At 68.2% G+C, this 21,205-nt stretch carries 14 protein-coding genes and 5 pseudogenes; 7 read left to right on the top strand and 12 right to left on the bottom strand.

Annotated elements, in window-relative coordinates; translation table 11 throughout:
- Nucleotides 1-265 precede the first annotated feature (265 nt).
- The 8 genes and pseudogenes from JX552_RS19020 to JX552_RS19000 all read right to left on the bottom strand — a co-directional run bounded on the left by JX552_RS19020 (nt 266) and on the right by JX552_RS19000 (nt 9,925).
- Nucleotides 266-730 carry a hypothetical protein gene (locus JX552_RS19020; RefSeq protein ID WP_241010621.1) on the bottom strand — a complete coding sequence of 155 codons (465 nt, stop codon included), beginning with the start codon at nt 728-730 and terminating at the stop codon, nt 266-268.
- A pseudogene (locus JX552_RS32500) lies at nt 714-1,544 on the bottom strand (alkaline phosphatase family protein); the annotation flags it as partial. The gene JX552_RS19020 and the pseudogene JX552_RS32500, both read right to left, overlap by 17 nt.
- A 1,704-nt stretch (nt 1,545-3,248) precedes the next feature.
- Nucleotides 3,249-3,473: pseudogene (locus JX552_RS34165) on the bottom strand (PGRS repeat-containing protein); the annotation flags it as partial.
- An 888-nt stretch (nt 3,474-4,361) separates the two neighbouring features.
- Nucleotides 4,362-4,463, bottom strand: a pseudogene (locus JX552_RS34160) (hypothetical protein); the annotation flags it as partial.
- Nucleotides 4,460-4,909 (bottom strand): PE family protein, encoded by a 450-nt coding sequence (locus JX552_RS34155; protein WP_431195869.1) that lies wholly within the window; start codon nt 4,907-4,909, stop codon nt 4,460-4,462. The gene JX552_RS34155 and the pseudogene JX552_RS34160, both read right to left, overlap by 4 nt.
- A 303-nt stretch (nt 4,910-5,212) precedes the next feature.
- Nucleotides 5,213-6,043: pseudogene (locus JX552_RS33410) on the bottom strand (alkaline phosphatase family protein); the annotation flags it as partial.
- A gap of 951 nt (nt 6,044-6,994) precedes the next feature.
- Nucleotides 6,995-9,370: pseudogene (locus JX552_RS33405) on the bottom strand (PE family protein); the annotation flags it as partial.
- Between the two features lie 243 nt (nt 9,371-9,613).
- Nucleotides 9,614-9,925 (bottom strand): hypothetical protein, encoded by a 312-nt coding sequence (locus JX552_RS19000; RefSeq protein WP_205873504.1) that lies wholly within the window; start codon nt 9,923-9,925, stop codon nt 9,614-9,616.
- 685 nt (nt 9,926-10,610) lie between these two features.
- Between JX552_RS19000 and JX552_RS18995 the strand changes: the two genes are divergently transcribed.
- Both JX552_RS18995 and JX552_RS18990 read left to right on the top strand, forming a co-directional pair.
- Nucleotides 10,611-11,672, top strand: a complete 1,062-nt coding sequence (locus tag JX552_RS18995; protein WP_205873503.1) for a DUF429 domain-containing protein — start codon at nt 10,611-10,613, stop codon at nt 11,670-11,672.
- A gap of 540 nt (nt 11,673-12,212) precedes the next feature.
- Nucleotides 12,213-12,773 (top strand): hypothetical protein, encoded by a 561-nt coding sequence (locus JX552_RS18990; RefSeq protein WP_205873502.1) that lies wholly within the window; start codon nt 12,213-12,215, stop codon nt 12,771-12,773.
- A 56-nt stretch (nt 12,774-12,829) separates the two neighbouring features.
- On the opposite strand, the gene JX552_RS18985 is transcribed toward JX552_RS18990, so the two are convergent.
- Nucleotides 12,830-14,800 (bottom strand): serine/threonine-protein kinase PknD, encoded by a 1,971-nt coding sequence (locus JX552_RS18985; protein WP_205873501.1) that lies wholly within the window; start codon nt 14,798-14,800, stop codon nt 12,830-12,832.
- A 210-nt stretch (nt 14,801-15,010) separates the two neighbouring features.
- Here JX552_RS18985 and JX552_RS18980 point away from each other — a divergent pair, with 210 nt between their 5' ends.
- Nucleotides 15,011-15,781 carry a hypothetical protein gene (locus tag JX552_RS18980; RefSeq protein ID WP_205873500.1) on the top strand — a complete coding sequence of 257 codons (771 nt, stop codon included), beginning with the start codon at nt 15,011-15,013 and terminating at the stop codon, nt 15,779-15,781.
- Nucleotides 15,782-15,962: 181 nt separating this feature from the next.
- Here the strand turns inward: JX552_RS18980 and JX552_RS18975 are convergent, their stop codons facing one another.
- Complete coding sequence (locus tag JX552_RS18975) at nt 15,963-16,376, bottom strand: DUF6636 domain-containing protein (RefSeq protein WP_205873499.1); 414 nt, start codon at nt 16,374-16,376, stop codon at nt 15,963-15,965.
- A gap of 254 nt (nt 16,377-16,630) precedes the next feature.
- Between JX552_RS18975 and JX552_RS18970 the strand changes: the two genes are divergently transcribed.
- The 3 genes from JX552_RS18970 to JX552_RS18960 all read left to right on the top strand — a co-directional run bounded on the left by JX552_RS18970 (nt 16,631) and on the right by JX552_RS18960 (nt 19,779).
- Nucleotides 16,631-17,314, top strand: coding sequence for an Rv3717 family N-acetylmuramoyl-L-alanine amidase (locus tag JX552_RS18970; RefSeq protein WP_205878545.1), 684 nt, complete (start codon nt 16,631-16,633; stop codon nt 17,312-17,314).
- Between the two features lie 109 nt (nt 17,315-17,423).
- Nucleotides 17,424-18,170 (top strand): serine hydrolase, encoded by a 747-nt coding sequence (locus tag JX552_RS18965; protein WP_241010620.1) that lies wholly within the window; start codon nt 17,424-17,426, stop codon nt 18,168-18,170.
- A gap of 49 nt (nt 18,171-18,219) precedes the next feature.
- Nucleotides 18,220-19,779, top strand: a complete 1,560-nt coding sequence (locus JX552_RS18960; RefSeq protein ID WP_205873498.1) for a serine/threonine-protein kinase — start codon at nt 18,220-18,222, stop codon at nt 19,777-19,779.
- 9 nt (nt 19,780-19,788) lie between these two features.
- Here the strand turns inward: JX552_RS18960 and JX552_RS18955 are convergent, their stop codons facing one another.
- Nucleotides 19,789-20,109: a DUF202 domain-containing protein gene (locus JX552_RS18955; protein WP_205873497.1), complete on the bottom strand. Its 321-nt coding sequence runs from the start codon at nt 20,107-20,109 to the stop codon at nt 19,789-19,791.
- Complete coding sequence (locus JX552_RS18950; protein WP_205873496.1) at nt 20,106-20,489, bottom strand: YidH family protein; 384 nt, start codon at nt 20,487-20,489, stop codon at nt 20,106-20,108. Before JX552_RS18950 ends, JX552_RS18955 begins: the two co-directional genes overlap by 4 nt.
- 15 nt (nt 20,490-20,504) lie before the next feature.
- Between JX552_RS18950 and JX552_RS18945 the strand changes: the two genes are divergently transcribed.
- Nucleotides 20,505-21,203, top strand: coding sequence for a haloacid dehalogenase type II (locus tag JX552_RS18945; RefSeq protein WP_241010619.1), 699 nt, complete (start codon nt 20,505-20,507; stop codon nt 21,201-21,203).
- Nucleotides 21,204-21,205: the final 2 nt, after the last annotated feature.

Genomic DNA, 21,205 nt, shown 5'->3' with positions numbered 1-21,205 from the left:
CGAGCCCGTGGGTACTGGCGACAAGGGCGGCAGCAAGACGTTGGGTGGCCAGTTGTCGCGGCGTACGCTGCCGGGGCGGACGCACTGCACGGGTTTGAATCCCTTCCCTGAATTTCGGTGTGCGGGCTCGCTTGCGCGCCCGCTTGGTGAGTAACTCTCTACGGGAGAAGAACAACTAACACCGCCTAGCGGCGGTAGGTGGAAATCGTGCACAGATTCATGCACAGGAAGCCGCCTGACCGGACTCCGTGAATTGGTCAATGGATCAACGAATCGGGGTCAGGCCAGCGTGGTTGTCGCGTCTGGTGGAGGCGGTGACGTACTTGTGAGAGTGCGTGGTGGCGCTGTATTGGGCGCGCTCGCGCAGCACTCGACGGATCTCCTGTTGGGCGGCGACGATCCGCGCTCGCGACGCATCGGTAAGCGCCACCGGGCGAGGCGTCTGGTCGAGGCTGACGGCGGCGCAGCCGCCGGCCTTTGGTGTTGACGGCTCGGGAGGTGACCAGTTCAGCCGTCGTAATCGGCTGGACAGGAACGCTCCGGGGTTAGCGATGTGGTCGGGCCAGGTCGCACCGCGAGCGCGTATGTCGGCGTTGAGGGCGTCGGTGATGGCGCGGGCGGTCCACGCCGTGGGGTTGATGCGAGCGGCGGTCAGGTCATCGGGTGTTGAAACCCGACCACCGCTGCGACTCGATCGTGGTCGACGAAAGCCCCTACGCCCAAAAATCATTCATCGGTGTCGCATACATGTCATTAAACGTCAACGGCGCCAAAGGAACTCCCGCCATCGGCCCCAACGCGTACTCAATGGTCGACATCAGGCTGTACTGGTCGTAGTACGAATTGGTGATGAACTGACCAGATCGCATCCCGCCCAACGTCACAGCATCCTGGTTGGGGATGACGATCATCGGAACGTGGTTGCCCTGGTTGCCGATTCCCAGTCCGAGATTGTTGAAATCCTCGTCCCAGGTGATGATGATCGCGTCCTTCTGACCCGCCGTGTTCCATGCCGCGGAGTTCTGAATCAGGGAGACCTGTTGTTGCAGGAACTGGTCGCCGGCGGCGATGTTGTACTGGTGGTTGGTGAGCTGGCTGCCGAGGAAGCTGAGAACGCCTAGGGGTGATTCAACCGGCCCTTCCATGTCATTGGCGTTGTTGGCGACGATCCAGCTGAACCGCGGCGTGGTGCTCGCGTTCTGGAGATCGATGCTCAACTGTGTCAGCGGCAGCAGGTGCTGCTGCTGGTAGGCGACCGTGTTGTTGAAGACGTAACTGTACTGAGCAGCGGGTATCTGGAACGTGCTGTAGTCACCCGAGGACACCAACGCGCCAGGGTACGGCATGCCCTGCGCGTAGTTGGCCCACGAAATGTTCGCGCCGTCCATCTCTTGCATGAGGCTGGGTGCGTTGATGGACGGCGGGTTGGGGTTGTAGGTGAGACCGAAGTCCGAGCCACCGAGGATCCGGAAATAGTTGGGGGCACTCGGGTGGCTGTTGGCGAAATAGTTGTTCGCCGATCCGTACGTGCTGAGCAGGCTGTTGATGTAGGGCGCGTTGACACTGCCGACGACGTCGTTGAAGCCGTGATTCTCCATGTAGATCAGGAACACGTGATCGAGTTGGCCGACGTTGGAGGCCGGCACGGTCAGCGGTGCCGGGGTCAGGCCGGGGGCGCCGACGGTAAACGACAAATTGTCGGCGTAGGCGTTGTTGTAGTGGTTGGTGACGGGGTTGGCGTCGTTGAACGTGGCGGTGACGACGGCGGAGGTGGTACCGACCGGGATGGTTCCGGAGACCGATCGCGGCTCAAGTCCGGTGATTCCCAAGCGATCCAGCGCCGAAACCGATGTGGTTGAGCCAGTGCCCAATACGGCCCCGCTCGAGTTGAGGAAGGTGACCTGCAGGGCGGTCGAGGACGGGTCGATGAGGGCGCCGCCGAGTAGTCCGCTGAGCGTGTAGGGCGTGGTGCCGGTGTTGATCTTGGCAGACGCGGCGGAGAGGTTGACGGTTTGGCTGATGCTGGAGGTGGCCACGGGCCCGCCGCCGGCGAAGTTGGCGCCCGCACCCGGAGGCGAGGTTTGAGGGAAGCCCAAGAAGCTCGGCAGGTCGGGGAACGGGAAGGAAACTCCCAACACATAGCTGACGCGCTGCGTGCCGTACGCGATGATGGTCGGGGTGCCGCTCACCGACCAGCCTGGGTAGGTGACCGAGCTGGTGCCCGACGGTGACGGGGTGGCAATCTCGAAGCTCCCGTTGACCAACAGGTTCGGACTCATCGGTAATCCGGGAATTCCGTTGAGCCCTAACAGCTTTCCGCCGGTGCCGATGGTGCCGGGGCCGCCTAACAAGGCGAGCGTCGCCGCGTTGCCCGCGTTGCCGCCGTTGCCGCCGTTGCCGATCAACCTGGCACTGCCCCCCAGACCGCCGTTCCCGCTACCGAAGCCGGGCGCACCTTCTGCACCGGTCCCCCCGGGACCGCCGTCACCCAGCAGCGCACCGCCAACCGCGCCTTGGCCGCCGGTCCCGCCGATGCCCGAAGCGGAGAAGCCGCCGATTCCACCAGCTCCGCCGGATCCGACCAGGGTCGCGTTGCCGCCGAGGCCACCCTGACCGCCGGGCGCTTGCAGCAGGAGCGACGCTCCCGCGGTGCCGCCGGTACCGCCGGAACCGCCTGATCCCAGCAAGCCGGCGGTGCCTCCGCCTCCACCAACACCACCACCAAGGCTGCCGAGTACGGGCTGCAGCACCGATCCGCCGGCCCCACCGGAGCCGCCAGCACCGGCGAATTGTCCACCCGCGCCGCCATTTCCACCCGGCCCGCCGGTGCCGTTCAGGCTGGCGCCGCCATCGCCGCCGACCCCGCCGGCACCGACCACAGAGCCGCCGATGGTGCCGGCTCCGCCGCCGAACAGCGAACCGGCGATGCCGGCGGCTCCACCAGCCCCGCCCGCCCCGCCGATGTCCCCGGCTCCGCCGACCCCTCCGGTGCCGCCGCCCGCGCCGACCAGCCCGCTCAACGCGCCACCGGCCCCGCCAGACCCGCCCGCCCCGCCCAAGACACCGGGAATCGCCAGATCGGCCATGGCGCCCGTGCCGCCGACCCCGCCGGAACCGAAGATCCCACCGGTTCCGCCGGCTCCGCCCCCGCCGCCATTGCCGTCCGCGCCGACAGCACCGGCGCCGCCCGCCCCGCCGTTGCCGAAGAACAACCCGCCGTTGCCACCTTGGCCGCCCGACCGGCCGACACCAGAAGCGCCGAACCCGCCCGCCCCACCGCTACCGCCGCTACCCAACAACCCCGCCGCGCCGCCGGGCCCACCGGGTATGCCGTTGGCGCCGGATCCGCCGGCCCCGCCGTCGCCGAGCAGCCACCCGCCCAGGCCTCCGGCGGCCCCACTGCCGGCCGCGCCCGCGGCGCCGTTACCGATCAGCGGACGTCCGGTCAAGGCCAGACTGGGCGCGTTGACCACGTTGAGGGCCGCCGCCGGCAACAAAAGCCCGTTGGCGCCGCTTACGCCGTTGGCGCCCGGCGCAGTGCCGAGTCCGCCGATCCCGCCGTTCCCGCCGAGGCCGAGCAGCGTGGCCTTGCCGCCGCCACCACCAGCTCCGCCGGCGAAGGTCGGCGCGCCCTGGGCGCCGGCTCCGCCGGCGCCGCCGTTGCCGAACAGCAGGGCTCCGGCGCCGCCGTTGCCGCCGGCCCCGCCGATCCCGGCCGAGGCGAACCCGCCGACTCCGCCGGTGCCGCCGAAACCGATCAGACCTGCGTCGCCGCCGGCCCCGCCGTGGCCGCCGGTGCCCGCCCCGAAGTTGCTGCCGCCGACCCCGCCTGCGCCGCCCGAGCCCAGCAGCCAACCGGCGTGCCCGCCGCTGCCGCCGGCCCCGCCGTCACCGCCGAAGCTGGCACCGCCGGTTCCGCCGATTCCGCCGTTGCCGAACAGCGGACCGGCCGCACCTCCGGCCCCTCCGGTACCGCCACCGCCAGCACCGCCCAGTCCACCGGTGCCGCCGCTGCCACCGGCACCGAACAGCAGGCCGCCGGCCCCGCCGGCTCCGCCCCTACCTCCGATGTCCCCGACACCGCCGGCTCCGCCGACTCCGCCTCCGGCGCCGACCAACCCGCTGAGCAGACCTCCGGTGCCGCCGGCCCCGCCGACGCCGCCCGCCCCGTCCGCCGCGAATCCGCCGGGCCCGCCGGCGCCGCCGCCACCCAACAACCCGCCGGCCCCGCCGGCTCCGCCTGCCCCGGCGGTCCCGGTGGCTGCGTATCCGCCGGCCCCACCGGTCCCGCCGGTGCCCAACAGCCACCCGCCTCGTCCGCCCACACCCCCGGCCCCGCCGGTGCCTCCCGCCCCGCCGGCCCCACCGGTGCCGATCAGTCCCGCATCCCCGCCTGCTCCGCCGCCGTAACCGAACGGCGGGCCAGCCTGACCCGACCCGCCGGCCCCGCCGTCACCGATCAACCATCCACCGGGTGCACCCTTGGCGCCGCTGCCGGGGCTGCGTTGGCGCCGTTGCCGATCAGCGGGCGGCCGGTCAACGCCAGAACCGGCGCGTTCACCGCATCCACCGCTTCCAGCAGCGCCTGCCCCACGGTCTGCTCGAAGGCTTGCAGCGACAATCCGTTCGCGGCTTCGGCGGCCGCATAGGCGCTCGCCCCCGTGGTCAATGCCTGCTGAAACTGCCTCTGGTACAGCGCAACCTGAGTACCTACCGACTGATATGACTGGGCGTAGCCGCCAAACAGCCGGGCAATCGCCGCGGACACCTCATCAGCGGCCGCGGCCGCGATCCCCGTGGTCGACGGCGCCGCCGACGCCGTAGCCTGCCTGATCGCCTCCGCGATCTCGCTCAGGTCCGCTGACGCCGCGGCCAAAGCCTCTGGTGCTGCAATCAGTGAGGTCGACATCTGCGGCTCCCATCCCTGAGCGGGGCGATTCGATCGACTTACTGTATTCACGAGGACCGCAAATGTGAACATGCGCGTCGCGCTTTCGTCGCGTGTCTAGCTCGACGGTAACGCCTTCTGCGACTTTGCATTTAAGTCCCCGGCTGACAACGTCCCATGAATTTGCCGGCCAACCGACTACCCAACTCGAATTGGTCGCCGACCCCTTGCCTCCCGCGTGGCAGACCATGCTGCAGCTTCAGAGTTAAATCACCCGGATGGCAGAGCTTTACACGGCTGCCGGGTGAGGGTCCGCCGGGGCCGTCACGACCAGAAGTCGTTCATGGGTGTGGCGTACCTGTCGTTGTTGGTGAGGGTGATCAGCGGAGTTCCCGGGTTGGGGCTCAGAGCGTATTCAATCGTCGACATCAGGCTGTAGTGGTTGAAATAGCTGTTGGTCACGAAGTGCCCGGACAGCATCCCGCCGGAGCTCACCGCGGCCTGGTTCGGGATGACGACCATCGGAATGTGGTTGCCCTGGTTGCCGATTCCCGTTGACAGGTTGTTGTAGTCTTCGTCGAAGGTGATGATGATGACGTCCTTGTAGCCGCTGTTCCACGTCGGCGAGTTCATGATGGTGGACACGTTCTGCTGCAGATACTGATCGCCCGCCGCGACGTTGTATTGGTGATTGGTGATTTGGCTCGCAAGCCATCTGGCTATGTCGGTGGGAGAGCTGACGGGGCCTTCCATGTTGGTTTCCTCCGAGCCGCAGAGCCAGGCGAATCTCGGTGCGGTGGCCGGGTTTTGCAGATCCGCGCCTAACTGAGATATCGGCAGCAGGTGCTGGGCACGGTAGGCGGGGCTGGCGTTGTAGACATCGGTCAAACGGGGGAAGGGCAGTTGGTCGACGTTGTAGTCGCCGGATGACACGATCGCACCCGGGTAGGGCATGTTCGGCGTGTAGCCGGCCCACGATATGTTCGCGCTATCCAGAGCTTGCACAAGATTGGGCGCGGTGACGGTGTTCGCGGTCGGGTTGTAGTCGATCCCCAAGTCGGTTCCGAGCAGGATGCGCAGGTAGTTGGGTTCGCTGGGGTGGCCTAGGGCGTAGTAGTTGTTGGCGTAGCCGTAGGAGTTGATCAGGCTGTTGAGGTAGGGGGCGTTGACGCTGCCGAGGATGTCGGCGGCGCCCTTGTTCTCCATATAGAAGAGGAAGATGTGGTCGAGTTGGCCGACGTTGGACGTCGGGACGGTGAGTACCGGCGCGACCAGGGAGGGGTCGCCGACGGTGAAGGACAGGTTGTCGGCGAAGGCACCGTTGTAGTTACCAAGGACGGGGTTGCGGTCGGTGAAGGTCGCGGTCACGACCGCGGAGGTGGTGCCGACCGGGATGGTGCCGGAGATGTCGCGGGCCTGGAATCCGGTCATGCCCAGGCGATCGAGGGTGGAGACCGGTCCGATGGATCCAGAGCCGAGAGCGACCCCGTTGGCGTTGAGGAAGGTGACCTGTACGGCGGTGGATGACGGGTCAAGGAGGTAGCCGCCGAGCAGTCCGCTCAGGGTGTAGGGGGTGGTGCCGGTGTTGATCCTGGCGGCCGCGGCGGCGAGGTCGACGGTTTGGCTGATGCTGGAGGTGGCTACGGGTCCGCCGCCGGCGAAGTTGTCGCCCGCGCCCGGGGGTGCGGTGTCGGGGAAGCCCAAGATTGGCGGCATATCCGGGAACGGGAACGAGAACGGCGAGGGGTAACCGCGTGGGGTGCCATAGGAAATGATGGTCGGGGTGCCGGTGACGGTCCAGCCTGGAATCGTCACCGAGCTGAAACCCGAGGGGGAGGGGGTGGCGGTCTCGAAGCTGCCGTTGACGAGCAGGTTGGGGCTCATGGGTAGGCCGGGGATGCCGTTGTGGCCTAGGAGTGATCCGCCGGTGCCGATGGTGCCGGGTCCGCCGAGTAGGAGGGGGGTGGTGGCGTGGCCGCCGTTGCCGCCGTTGCCGCCGTTGCCGATGAGCGTCGAGGCGCCGCCGATGCCGCCGTTGCCGCCGGTGCTGGTGGGGTTGGTCGCGGGTGCGCCGGCTCCGCCGGGGCCGCCGTTGCCTAGTAGGGAGCCGCCTGCTCCGCCGTGGCCGCCGGCGCCGCCGGTGCCGCCGGGGGCGGTGGCCGATAGTCCGCCGGCGCCGCCGGCGCCGCCGGTGCCGATCAGGGCGGCGTTGCCGCCGAGTCCGCCGGTGCCGCCGAACTTTCCGGCGCCTCCGACGCCGCCGGCGCCGCCGGAGCCCAGTGCGCCGGCGTTGCCGCCGGGCCCGCCCAGGCCGCTGGTGCCGTCTTGGCTGGTGCCGCCGGCGCCGCCGGAGCCGCCGGTGCCCAGCAGTTGCGCGCCGGTCCCGCCGGCCCCGCCGGGGCCGGCGCTGGAAAAGCCGGCGCCGCCGTCGCCGCCGATGCCGCCGGCGCCGATGAGCGAGCCGCCCAGGGTGCCGGCGCCGCCGCCGAAGATCGAGCCGCTGATCCCGGCGGGCCCGCCGGTTCCGCCCGGGCCGCCGAGGTCACCGATACCGCCGCCCCCGCCGGCGCCGCCGCCGGCGCCGAGCAGTCCGCTGAGTGCTCCGCTGGCCCCGCCGGCCCCGCCGCCGCCCCCGCGTAGTCCGCCGGCCAGTTGACTGGCCATCCCGCCGGTGCCGCCGCCCCCGCCGGCGCCGAAGATCCCGCCGGCACCGCCCGCGCCGCCGCCCCCACCGTTGGCGTCGACCCCGGCGGGGGCGCCCACGCCGCCGGCCCCGCCGGCGCCGCCGGTGCCGAAGAACAGGCCGCCGGTGCCGCCCTGGCCGCCGGCGCGCCCGGCCCCGCTGGCCCCGAACCCGCCGGCCCCGCCGGTGCCGCCGGCACCCAGCAGTCCAGCGGCGCCGCCGGGCCCGCCGGGGATGTTGTTGGCGCCCGACCCGCCGGCCCCGCCGTCACCGAGCAGCCAGCCGCCCGGGCCGCCGGGCGCGCCGCTGCCCGCCGCGCCCGGGGCGCCGTTGCCGATCAGCGGGCGCCCGGTCAACGCCACACTCGGGGCGTTGATCACGTTCAGTGCCGCCGCCGGCAGCAGTAGCCCGTTGGCTCCGGTAGCGCCGGTGGCCCCGGCGACCACACCCAGGCCGCCGACTCCGCCGGCCCCGCCCAGGCCTAGCAGCACGGCCTTCCCGCCGGACCCGCCGGCCCCTCCGGCCAACAGCGGGGCGCCCTGGGCGCCGGCCCCACCGGCCCCGCCGCTACCGAACAGCAACGCCCCGGCCCCACCGGCCCCGCCGGCCCCGCCGGCCCCGGCCACCGCGAACCCGCCGAGCCCACCCACACCGCCGAAGCCGACCAGACCCCCCGCCCCGCCGGCCCCGCCATGACCACCGGCGCCGATACCGGCACTGGACCCCCCCACACCGCCGGCACCGCCTGACCCCAGCGCACCGGCCTGCCCACCAGCCCCGCCGACCCCGCCGTCACCACCAAAACTGCTGCCCCCGCTGCCCCCGGCGCCGCCGTTGCCGAACAACGGCCCCCCCGCACCCCCAGCCCCGCCAGCCCCGCCCAGCCCGGTCAACCCCAACCCGCCGCTGCCCCCAACACCCCCGGCACCCACCAGCGGACCCCCGACCCCACCAGCACCGCCACCACCCCCGACATCCCCGCCACCGCCGGCCCCACCCACACCACCACCGGCCCCCACCAGCCCACCGAACACCCCGCCCGCCCCACCGCTGCCCCCGGCCCCGCCGGTGCCGTTGCCCGCCAACCCCCCGGCACCGCCGGCACCACCCGCCCCGAACAACCCCCCGGCCCCACCGGCCCCACCGACCCCACCGACCCCGTTAGCGATGAACCCGCCCGTACCCCCGGCCCCACCGGTACCCAACAACCACCCCCCGGCGCCACCGCCACCACCTGCCCCACCACCACTACCGCCGGCACCCCCAGCCCCACCAGTGCCGATCAACCCCGCCGCCCCACCGGCCCCACCAGCCAAACCCGCCGCCCCCGAACCCCCGGCCCCACCATCACCGAGCAACCACCCACCCGCCGCCCCGGCAGCCCCGGTCCCCGGAGCACCATTGGCGCCATTACCAATCAACGGACGCCCAGTCAACGCCACCACCGGCCCATTGATCGGACCCAACAACGCCTCACCCAACGCATGCAGATCCCCACCCTGCAACACCGACAAGCTCACCGCCTCCGCGCCGCCATAGGCACCCGCACTGGCGCTCAACGCCGCCACCAACCCCCGCTCAAAGGCCGCCGCCTGCGCATCCAACACCACAAACGTCTGCCCATAACTGCCGAACAACCCCGCAATCGCCGCCGACACCTCATCGGCGGCCGCCGCCGCAATCCCCGTCGTCGACGGCGCCCACCACGCCGTCGCCCGACGAAGCGCCTCCCCGATCCCACTCACCTCCACCGACGCCGCGACCAAAACCTCCGGCGCTGCAACCACAAACGTCGACATCAGCGGCTCCCATCATTGGGGCGAATCGAACGGCTAAATGTATTTCAGAAACGCGGGGATGTGAACCACCGTTGGTGGAAGAGTTCGCCAATTCTCGGCGCCTGTAATTCGGTACTTTTGGCGCTGAGACGACTGCAGTGTCGGCGGTGCATGTGCCCGAACCCGCATGCATGGTCTGTCGGAAGGGCGCGCGTCCGCTCCCGCGCGCGCCTAACCGAAAACTCTCAACTAGAGGTTTACCCTTCAGTCCGTGATGGTCGGGGAGTGCCTACTGCTGCCGGAGTTCGATGTCCTGTCGGCGCTGGATTTCGATACCGAGATCCCATGCATCTGCCGGAAGTTCTGCGACGAGGCGGACCATGCCGCGGACTGGTGGATCACCCTGTCGTGCGGCTGCCGATACCCGTTCTGCAGCAAGGCATTACGGATGTCGAAGCTGCGCTTGAGGATCCGGCCGCTGACGTGCCGACTCTGTTCGAGCCATGACATCGTGATCAGCCGGGTGAAGCGCATGTAGCTCTGACCGAGCGGGCTGCCGCTTCCCTCGGTGCCCAACGTCGGACCCCGTGAATTCTGATAGCGGCGTTGATGCGATCCGGACGTCGTTGCCCCGGTCGGAGCTGACCGCGCAATGCAGTCCGGGATCAACAATCCGGCCGTCCCTAGGCTGCCATCGGCGAGCCTCGCAGGTCCTTCCAAGCACCAATCGAGCGAGTCGATCGTTGCCTTCCATGGATTCACCCAGTTCCGATGGGGGCCAACCGCGAAGCACAATTCGAGGGCCACTGCACCCTCGTCGCGTTCGGACACCTTCCCCTCGAGGTGTGAGGAAATCTGTTTCGTGAAGACGGTCGTCGACGTGGATGCCGTTTTACGCACGCTCAGCCACCGGCCTTCCTCGATGATTTGGCTGGGAAGCGGTTCTGCCCCTCGAGCTGCTCAAGAGCGAAGATTCAGCGTGCCGCTTCGTGCACCCCGACGGTGCTGAATCGCCGAGGCCGATCTTCGCGAGGTGACTGACGAGCGGATACGCGTAATTGGCCAGATCATGCTGGTTCAGCAAGTCGACGGTATCTGGAAGTCCCACATCCAGGGACAGGGCGCGGTAGTCGGCTGCGCAAGCGGTGCAAAGGACGGGCTGATCCCGAGATGTGACAACAACGCACGTCGTTGTTGACGCCAAGGAAATCCTGCACGACGCGAGATTGTGTTGCGTCCGCTCGTCAGGCACTCTCGATGAGTGTTCTTCCTCGGACTCGATCTAGCTTGGGTTTCTAGAAATACGACCGGTTTTGCGGTCATCGACGCAGCCGGCGTACTGCGAGACATCGGCGCAGCGTTGAGTGACGACGACATAGAGGAGAAGCTTTCTCCCTATCTGGCCGGTGATTGCGTGGTGGGGATCGACGCTCCGCTGCGGGTCGCCAACGAAACCGGTTCACGTCCAGCCGAAAAGGCTCTCTACCGTGACTTCGGCGCCTTCCAGGCCGGGGCGCGGCCAGCCTTTCGGATGCAGGCGTTGGGACTGTTCGACCCGCCACGCGGCGAAGTGCTCGCAGAAAAATTGGGCCTCGATATCGACCCGCAATCTACTCAACCACGACGTGCGATCGAGGTGTACCCGCATCCCGCGACGATCTCACTATTCGGACTCACATGTACGTTGAAGTACAAGCGCGGACTCGGTGATTCGCCTCGAGAGCGGACGTCTCATCGCAAAGCGGAGATGCTCAGACTGCTCGGCTTGATCGAAGGGCTGGATGAGGCTTCGCTGCCGCTCCAAGTCAAGGCCCACCCCGGCTGGCAACGAGTGCGGCGTGATGTCGAGCACGCATCTCGACCTTTCCAGTTGAATCTAGTGGAGGACTCGGTTGACGCGGTGCTATGTGCCTATGTCGCAATGATGTTCGCGCATCGACGCGCCGAGATCACAATCTATGGAGACTATCCCGCCAATGGCTACATCGCTACGCCCACGCTCCCGTCGCAGCTAGTGCCAGTTCGAACGACATCGACTCAGGTGCCTACCGGGCCGCCGGATCCGGCATCCTTCGGCGGCATTTCGGGCGGTGCGTCGTCGTCTGGTGGCGGCCCTGGCGGCCACCTATCCGACGAGATCGACAGGTGCCGCAGCCAGTTGTCTGCCTGTCGCGAGACCTGGTCGATCATGGAGGGCGTGCTGGATGCAGGGTTCAGCTCACCCCGTATATCAAGTGATGCAATGAGTTTCGGTTGCGTTGCGGACCGGCTGGCAGAGGCGCATCTGGAGTTGAGCAACCTTGTGGCTCGGCTTGGAAACTGAGATTTCCGCGATCGTCGCCCAATAATTGGCTCGGAGAACGTCGACCAGTCGCCCGACCACAACAGCTTGGCGTTGTACAACGTGCGCAACTGAAGGTGCTCCTGCAGCGTCGTCGCGTTGTCCCACACCACGCCGTTGTCGGGGATGCCGGGGCGCTTGGAACTGAGCTGCGCAACCCATTTGTCGGCGGCGTCCGTCGCGACAACGGAGCTGTCGAGGTTGCCGAAGGTTTCACCGATCAGTGACTTCACGGCAATGCTGCCTCAAATCCCTGTCGGCAGCATGCGACGGGGGTCCGACGCCCGGCAGGCGTTTGCCGGAACGCGTCGGTCGGATGTCTGACCCGGTGGCGGCGCGTCCGGATGCGAAGCTGCCGGGCACCAAGCGAATCCGAGTCGAGCCGAGGCTGATTGCCCGACAAACTTTCCGCCAGAAACGATTCGGGGGCCCCCAAGTGTTTCAAACCACCCAAACCGTGAATCCCGAGTTAAGCGGGGCGCGCGTCCATCGCGACGACCTCCACCCAATGGAAGGACATACATGTCTTCACGCAACACAGTGATTCGTTCGCTCCACGACCTCGGTGCTGCCGCCTGGTTCGGCGGTTCGGTCATGGGAGCTGTCGGACTGAACGGGGCGAGTGCCGCTGTTCGCGACCCGCAGGACCGTGCCCGCGTATCGGCCACGGGATGGGCGAAGTGGGCCCCGGTCAATGCCGCGGCCATCGGCGCGCACCTGCTCGGTGGCGGCGCCATCCTCTACAACAACCGCAAGCGAGCCAAGTACCAGAGTGGGGTCACCTCCAACACCGCGGCCAAGCTCGCCCTCACCGGTGCCGCGCTGGGAGCTACCGCCTACAGCGGTGCGCTCGGCGCGAAGGCCGCTGAGGGACAGGGCCATCCCGTTGCCGGGGCCACCGAGCCAACCTCGTCGACCCCGGATGACGTCGCCTCAGCGCAGAAGCAGTTGCGGTACATGCAGTGGGTGCTTCCCGTCCTCACTGGGACGATCATTCTCTTAAGCGCCCAGCAGGGTGAGCAGCAGCGTCCCAGCCAGATCGTGTCCGGACTCGGCAACAAGCTCGCCCGCAAAGCCAGCTGAGTTCGGCGGCTGTTCCTCGAACCGTATCGGCGGCCAGGTTCGGCGGCTGAGCCAATCTACTTGTGCCGCAGCGCGACGATCTTGTCGTTACGCCCGCCGACGTAGACGGTGCCGCTGTTGTCGACGGCCAACCCCCAGGGGTAGTCGAGGCCGGTGAAGGGCAACTCTTCCTGTGTCGAGGAGCCCGCCGCGAGCTTCAGCGTCCGATTGTGGCCGGTGTCGTTGAGGTAGACGTTGCCCTGGGAGTCGAGGGTGAGACCGCCGGGTTGCTTGAGGCCCGTAAACGGCAGTGTTGCTTGCTTTTTGGTGTCCACCGGCAGGACCAGGACGCGGTTGTTGCCGCCGTCGGCCACATAGACGGTTCCGTTGCCCGTCACCACCAGACCCGTCGGATTGTTCAGACCGTTGAACGGCACTTCGGTGATCGTGTTGGAATTGGCGGCGAGAGCCACCACGTGGTTCTTGCCGGTGTCGGCAACGTAGACGGTCCGGCTGCTGTCGACGGTCAGCCCCGTCGGATTCTCCAGATCGGTGAACGGCAGCACCTCTTGGGTCTGGGCCCCCGGACGCAAGACCAGGACCCGCTTGTTGCCGGCGTCGTTGACATACACGGTGCCGGTGTTGTCCGCGGTCACACCGGTCGGCAGGTTCAGGCCGTCGAACGGCAGCGTGTGGGGTTCGGTGGTGCCGGCGAACAGCGCCAAGATCCGATTGTGTTCGGTATCAGCGATGTACACGGTTCCACCGATATCCACCGACAGGCCCTGCGGGTCACGCAGTCCGGTGAACGGCAGCGTCACCTGTTCGTACTCGCTCTTCGACCCCGAGGTGCCGAGCAAGACGACTGCTACCACGGTGACGATCACGGCGACGACAGCGCCCGCGGCGACGGCCTTGCTGCGCCACCACGGACGGCGAGGTGGCGGTGGCGGCGTCGGGGCCGGCCGCGGGGAGTCGGGCTTGGGAATCGAGATCGCAGCCGGCACCGGTCGCGCCATCGTCGGGTGGATGTTCTGCGGGGGCGGCGGAGGTGACGGCGACCGCGGCGGAGGTGACGGCGACCGCGGCGGAGGTGACGGCGACCGGGGCACAGGCGGCGGATTGCGCGGCGGAGGAGGCGGTTGCGGGGGTTGTCGCCAGCTGGTGTCGGGGCGGGTCAGCGGATTGGTGTACGCGGCCGTAGCCGGCTGCATCCTGATGGTCGGCGTCACTGTGGTCGCGGTGAGCGCGTTGTGGGCGTCGCGCGCGAGCTCCAGGGCGGTGTCGTACCGGTCGCCGGGGTTCTTGGCCATACCGCGTGCGATGACCATGTCGAGGCTGGCAGGAATGTCGGGATTGGTGTTCGACGGTCGTGGCGGGGGCGCACTGCGGTGGCCGGTGATCTGCTCCTGCAACGTGTCGCCCGGAAACGGCGACTGTGCCGTCAGGCACTCATAGAGCACACAGGCCAGGGAGTAGATGTCCGAGCGGGAGTCCACGGTCGCCGTGGTGAACCGTTCGGGGGCCATGTAGTGGTAGGTCCCGATGAAGTTGCCGGTCGCCGTCAGGGACAGGTCGTCTGCGGCACGCGCGATGCCGAAGTCGATCAGGTAGGCGAAGTCGTCGTGGTCCAGCAAGACGTTGGAGGGCTTGACGTCGCGATGCAGCAGCCGCTCCCGGTGCGCGGCGTGCAGGCCTTTGGCGACCTGGTCGATGATGCTCACCGCCCGGGCCGGCGGCAGCGGTCCCTGGTTCAGGACCGCCTGCAAGTCGTGACCCTCGATCAACCGCATGTCCACATACAGTCGCCCGTTGATCTCGCCGTAGGTGTGGATGGGGATCAGGTGTGGGCTGTTGAGTCGCGCGGTGGCGTGCGCTTCGCGCCGGAAGCGCTGCTGGAACACCTCGTCGGTGGAAACGGCGGACGGCAAGATTTTGAGGGCGACGACTCGATCGGTGTCGGCGTCATAGGCGCGCCATACTTCGCCCATCCCGCCCCGGCCCATCAACTCGATGAGCCGGTACTTGCCGAACGAGGTCTCCTGCAACAACGCCTCCCACGATTGTCACCGCTGGCCCGACTGTAACGCGGGCGACGGTGACCAGTCACAGCATTTCACCGGACCCGGTGTCGCGCCAGGTTAGCTGCACGTTTGCCGTCCGTTAACCATCTTGGCAGCCCGGCGGGAAACACGCTCGGGTGATCTTGGGTTCGGTAGCGGTCCCGATCGCGTTGACTGATCGGCGTGAAGCCGTGGATGCCCGTGGTCATTGCCGTGGCGGTGCTAGCGGCGGGGTGTTCGGCGCACCGGTCCGCCCCGCACCCGATGATGCCGGCCTCACCCGGCCCGACGACAGTGCAGCAGCTGTGCGACTCTCAGACCTGGCCACGCCCGCTGCCGAATGTGGTCGGACGGCTGCTCTACCAGGCCAAGGACGGCGCGTTGGGGTGTTGGGACAACGTCCGGGGCGTCGCGCCGGACGGGCACGACCCGCTGCACAGCCCCGCCCAGCCCGCGGAGAAGACCTACCGAGTCGTCGCCGTGTCGCCGGCCGCCGCCACACCGACCGGGCGCCACGACCCGGTGACCGTGGACCTCGCCGACCTCGACCCGAGGGAGCCCGCCGCTTTCCATCCCTGCGAGTGGGTGAGTGAGACGGAGGCCCGCGGAATGATGGGTGGGCAAGTGACCCTAGAGCCCTACGGAGACCAGGCGGGATCGGTCGACGTGGCGTGCATCTACGACAGGCCCGGCGATATGGGCGACGGTGTGGAAGTGGACCTGCAGTCAACCGGCGCCTTCCTGGTCGATGCGGCGTCGCAGTTCGCGCTGGACTCCCGGCACGGGACGGTGGTCGACGGTGTCGCCAGCAAGGCCGCCTGTGTCGACGACCCCACGACCTCGCCGCCGTCCACCACGTTGGTGGTGTTGCTGGGCGGCGACCGGCTGCTGCGGGTGATTCAGGGCAACGGGTCGTGCGACACGTTGAAGCGTTTCGCGCAGTTGGCGATTGGGCGAATCGGATAAGGACGTGCCGCGGCGTTCCTACTCGGGTGCTACTCGAGAGCGATTCGCATGCCGGGTCACCAATCTCTTGAAGAGGATTACGCCAAAGCCTGTGCGGAGTGGTCGGCGGGCGGGGACGAAATCTGGGATAAAGCCTCTGCGGACGGGCTTGGCAATGCCTGCATCTCGACGTATGACGCCGCTATCCGAGCTTGAATGAGTCCCGCGAAACCTCGAAGAAATGCCCGCTGCTGCTGTCGGTGCACTTCACTCCGGACTGCTCGCTCGTGCAGCTGAGGGTGCCGGCCGAGGCGGTCTGGCCGTAGTCCAGTGTCGGCTCGCCCGGCACACCCAGGGTGTCCCCGTGACAGTGAATTTCGGCCGGTTTGCCGGGTGCCAGAACGAAGCGGTTGCCCCAGGCGATGTGCTGGCCGCACTCCGGCGGCGGTGGCGGCGTGTAGGTGTACTCGTTGATATCGCACGCGGCGCCGGTGTTGCTGATCGTGCAGACGATGTTTCCCGACGGGGTGCGAAAGTTCCGCGGGTCGGCGTGCGCGGTGGCTGCAAGCGCGACGGCGGCTACGGCCGCGATCGGTGCGAGCGTGACGATTCGCATTGTCTGGTCATAGCACGATCGGTGAGGCAATTGCTCGGCTTGGTGAACGCAGCTGATCGCCCCCCCACGATCGAGATTGCCGTGGCGGTCGTGATCGAGCTCCCCGCGCAACCCTGGTGGCAACCTCGGCGCGCCAAGGGCGCGCAGGTGAAGGGCGCTGAGCCCACCACGGTTGTTACCATCGCGCGGTGAGCCGATTTTCCAGGCGCGACGTGCTGAAATGCGCCGCCGCAGCACCCGTCCTGTTGGCCGCGATGGTCGCCGTGCCGCCCGCGTCAGCCGCCGGCATCGCCGGCATGAGCGTCTTCCTCGACCCGGGTCACAACGCCGTTGCCGACCCGTCGATCAACCAGCAGGTGCCCAACGGCCGGGGCGGCACGAAGCCGTGCAACACCTCGGGCACCGCGGCCGGCGACGGCTATCCCGAGCACGCGTTCACCTGGGACGTCACCAATATGGTCGCGGCCAACCTGAACAACCTCGGCGTCACCACCCAGTTGTCCAGGCCAGACGACGGCTCCGTGGGCCCCTGCATCGACGACCGCGCGGCCCGCGCCAACGCCATGCATCCGGACGCGATCGTCAGCATCCATGCCGACGGCGGACCCCCCTCCGGGCGCGGGTTCCACGTCAACTACTCCAGCCCGCCGCTCAACGACGCCCAATCCAACGGCGCGATGCAGCTGGCCAACGCGATGCGCTCGGCCCTCATCTCCGCCGGCTTCCAGCCGTCGAACTATGTCGGCTCCGACGGTCTCTATGGTCGTGCCGACCTCGCCGGCCTCAACCTGGCCCAGTACCCCGCCGTGCTTGTCGAGCTGGGCAACATGAAAAACGCCGAGGATTCCGCCCAGATCGAAAGTGCCGATGGCCGAGCGAAATACGCCTCCGCCGTAACTCAGGGGATCGTCGCTTATCTGCAAGCCAAGGCGGGCTAGGCTCCGCTCCACGATCGCGGTCCTCGCAACACTGGTTGTGGCGGCCGCGATCGTGACATCAACCGCCGTCTACACCTACCGGCACGCCCCCGCTTCACAAAGGCAACCGATGACATCCCCCAGCAGTGCCCCGGCCGCGCAGCACCCCGACCTGGCCGCCGAATTCGCTCAACTCGCCAGCCGCCTCAACGCCAGGATGGGATTGGCTGTCACCGCCGTCGGCAGCGACGAACCGCCGGCGATGTATGGCGACTGGCAGCAGGGTCCGGCTTGGTCGACCATCAAGGTGCCGCTGGCGATCGCCGCCTACCGACAACAGCACAACGTCACCGCCCAGCTGAAAGCCACCATCACCGAGTCCGATAACGCAGCGGCTGAAGCGCTTTGGCAGCAGCTCGGCGACCCGGTCACTGCCGCGGGCAAGGTGCAAGACATCCTGCGGGAGACCGGGGACCCGACGATCGTCGAATCGCGAAAGCTACGACCGGAATTCACCGCGTTCGGCCAGACCATCTGGTCACTCGCCGATCAGGTGCGCTTCATCGCCCAAGCATTCTGCGACAAGCGGTACGACCCGATCTTCGTCCTGATGGGTCAGATTGTGCCGCAACAGAGTTGGGGAATGGGAGCGCTGCCCGCCGCGCAATTCAAAGGTGGCTGGGGGCCGTCGCCCGCGGACAAGTATCTGGTGCGCCAGTTCGGCGTGGTCAACTCGGGCCGGCTCGCCGTCGCCATCGCGGCCGAGCCCACGTCCGGATCCTTCGACGACGGCACCCGTGCCCTCGACGAAGCCGCCACCTGGCTGCGCGCCCACCTCGCTCGGCTGCCCACCGGTGGTTGCCCGGGCAACCCTTAAGACATCCTGGCAACGTGCCGCATAATCCCTACGGAGGAGGGCGTTAGCGGTGGATCAGCGTGTCGGCACGACATTCGGCAAGTACACGATCACCGGTGTGGTGGGCAAAGGCGGCATGGGCGAGGTCTACGAGGCCTACGACAACCAGATCGGCCGAACCGTCGCCCTCAAGATCATCAAGACCCAATTCGCCAATGACCGTAAGTTCCGTACCCGCTTCGAGCGCGAATCGCATGCCGCGGCCACGCTGCAGGAACCGCACGTTATCCCGATTCACGGTTTCGGCGAGATCGACGGCTCACTGTTCATCGACATGCGGCTGGTCCGCGGTAAGGACCTGGAAAGCCTGCTGGCCAACGGACCGCTGGAACCGGCGCGGGCCGTCGCCATCGTCGCCCAGATCGCCGCCGCGCTGGATGCCGCGCACGCCGAGGGACTCGTGCACCGCGACATCAAGCCGCAGAACATCCTGGTCACCCCGGCTGACTTCGCCTATCTGGTCGACTTCGGAATCGCCGAAACCATGGGCGAGCACACCCGCCTCACGGCGGCCAACATGCGAGTCGGCTCGTGGGCCTACATGGCGCCGGAACGATTCTCCGACCGGGACATCACCCCGTCCGCCGACATCTACTCCCTGGCGTGCGTGTTGTACGAAGCGCTGACCGGCCAGCTTCCGTTCCCGGCGCAAACCCAGGGCGGCTTCGTCGCGGCCCACCTGTCCTCACCGCCACCGCGACCCAGCCTGACCAACCCGCGGGTTCCGGCAGCCCTGGACGACGTCATCGCGCGAGGCATGGCCAAGGAGCCGGACGACCGGTACGGCAGCGCCGGAGCGTTCGGGCGGGCGGCCGAACGGGCGCTGCGCAGTGGTGTCCGCACCGCCGTCGATCCGACCGATGAGTCGCCGACCCGTGCGGCGTCCTGGACGCCACCGCCCCCGCCGCGGCCGCCGACGCAGCCGGCGCCGCAGCCGCCGACGGTCCAGCAGGTCTACCCGCAGACCTTTCCGTCCGGGCCGCAGCCCGTGGTCCCCAGCGAGGCCCCGGCCAAACTCCGAGGGCGCCGGCTGGCCCCGGTCGTGATCGGTGTCAGTGCTGTGCTCGTGCTGGGCGGAATCGGCGTGGCCGTCGGACTGCTGGCGAAGAGGGAGGACACGCCGGCCGGTGCGACGGCAACTGTGCCGCCGACCATCCCGCCGTACTCGGGCGAGACGTCGCCGAACTCGCCGGAGCCGATTCCGTCGCGCCCGACCAACGCGGCACCACCGCTGGTCACCGGCCCCGACCAGAGCGCCAGCCACCAGAGCTGCGACCAGGGCTTCCAGATGAACGTGACCGGGTACGGCTCGCACGGCGGGCGCGGCTCCCCGCAGACCTCCTGCTACTTCGCCAACGCCGTGCTGCATTCGTACTGGAACACCTACAACAACGCCACCAACGGCGCGCGCACGGTGTCGTCGCCGGGAGCCGTCGACTGCTTCACGGTGGCGGGCGCGGAGTGCGATCCGAAGATCCCCGCCAACTTCTTGATGCAGTGCGCCGGCGACGGCGCCAACCCGTGGATCAGATGTACCGGCGGCAAAGACGCCGTCGTGTATCTCTGGTAGCGAAAAGCGTTATAGCAGTTGGGCGATCGCGGTCGTTGCGATGAGCGCGAACGTCGCGAGACCGACCACGTACACCTGGCGGCGGGCGGTGATTTGGGGCGGCAGTGGACGCATGGCCAACGTGTGCTGTCGCCGCAGCGCGATCACGTAGGTAGCCAGTGCCGCTGCGCACGCCACGCCGGCAGGCAGCAGCGCACCCACACGTTGACCGGCACCGTGCACGTCTTTCAACGCCAACAGCACCCCGTTGGCCACGAACGCAATCGATGTCCTCGTCCAGGCCAGCGTCGTTCGTTCGGCGGCGCCGCCGATGGGCTCGGGCCCGCTCACCCCGTGATCGCCTTGAAGATCACCAATCCGAGCGCGATCACACCGAGCACGATCAGTCCTACGGCCAGAAAACCGGGCGAGGGATGGCGGGGCAGCGGCTGCCCGCGCCGCATGGCGCGATCGGCGTGGACCCAGCGGCGCAGCCCGACGCCGCTGGTGCCGATTGCCAGCGCTGCGAGGCCGATCCCGAGCAGTCGTCGTGCGCCGGGCACTGCTAACTCGGGAACAAGCTGTACCAGGGCGACCGCAGCAGCTAGCAAACCCAACGCGGTGCGCTGCCAGGCCAGGAACGTCCGCTCGTTCGCAAGGGTGAAACGGTAGTCGGGCTCTTGCTCTTCGATGACGTCTTCGGGGGGAGCATCGGTAGCCACGGTGCACATCGTAGATTCGGTCGCGTGCTCAAGGCGCTGTTATTCGATGTCCAGGGAACCGCGACCGACTTTCACTCCACGGTGTGTGACGAGGCGCGCCGGATCAGCGTCGGCCGCGACGCCCGGGTGGATTGGTCGGAGGTCGTCCGACGTTGGCGGGCAGGCTACTTCGCGGCCCTGGAAGCCCGGCCAAGCCAGGGGTCATGGCTTTCGGTGCACTCCGTCTACCGGGACGTGCTCGACGCCGTTCTGACCGAAGCCGGCTTCACCGACCTGACGGCTGCGGAGCGCGACGACCTCGCGCTGGCCTGGCAGCGGCTGCGTCCGTGGCCGGATGTGGTGCCGGGGCTGACCCGGCTGCGCCGCACATATGTCCTGGCGACCCTGTCGAACGCCGACGTCAGCACCGTGATCACCATGTCCAAGCGCGCCCACCTGCCCTGGGACGCCATCTTCACCGCGGAGATGGCCGGGGTCTTCAAGCCCCACCAGGCCGCCTACCGGATGGCCGCCACCTACCTCGGCCTACCTGCCGGCGAGATCATGATGGTGGCCAGCCACAAGTACGACCTGCGCGCCGCCGCCCAACTTGGTTTCCAGACCGCCTTCGTCGCCCGGCCGCTCGAATTCGGCGCCGATGGCGTGGCCGATGTCGCTTATTCCGACGAGTTCGATGTCAACGCTTGCGATTTCGTCGATCTGGCCGACCAGCTCGTAGGGTGATG

Origin of the sequence: Mycobacterium gordonae, assembly GCF_017086405.1 — a bacterium.
GTDB lineage: Bacteria > Actinomycetota > Actinomycetes > Mycobacteriales > Mycobacteriaceae > Mycobacterium > Mycobacterium gordonae_D.
This window is presented reverse-complemented; position numbering and strand designations above follow the sequence as displayed.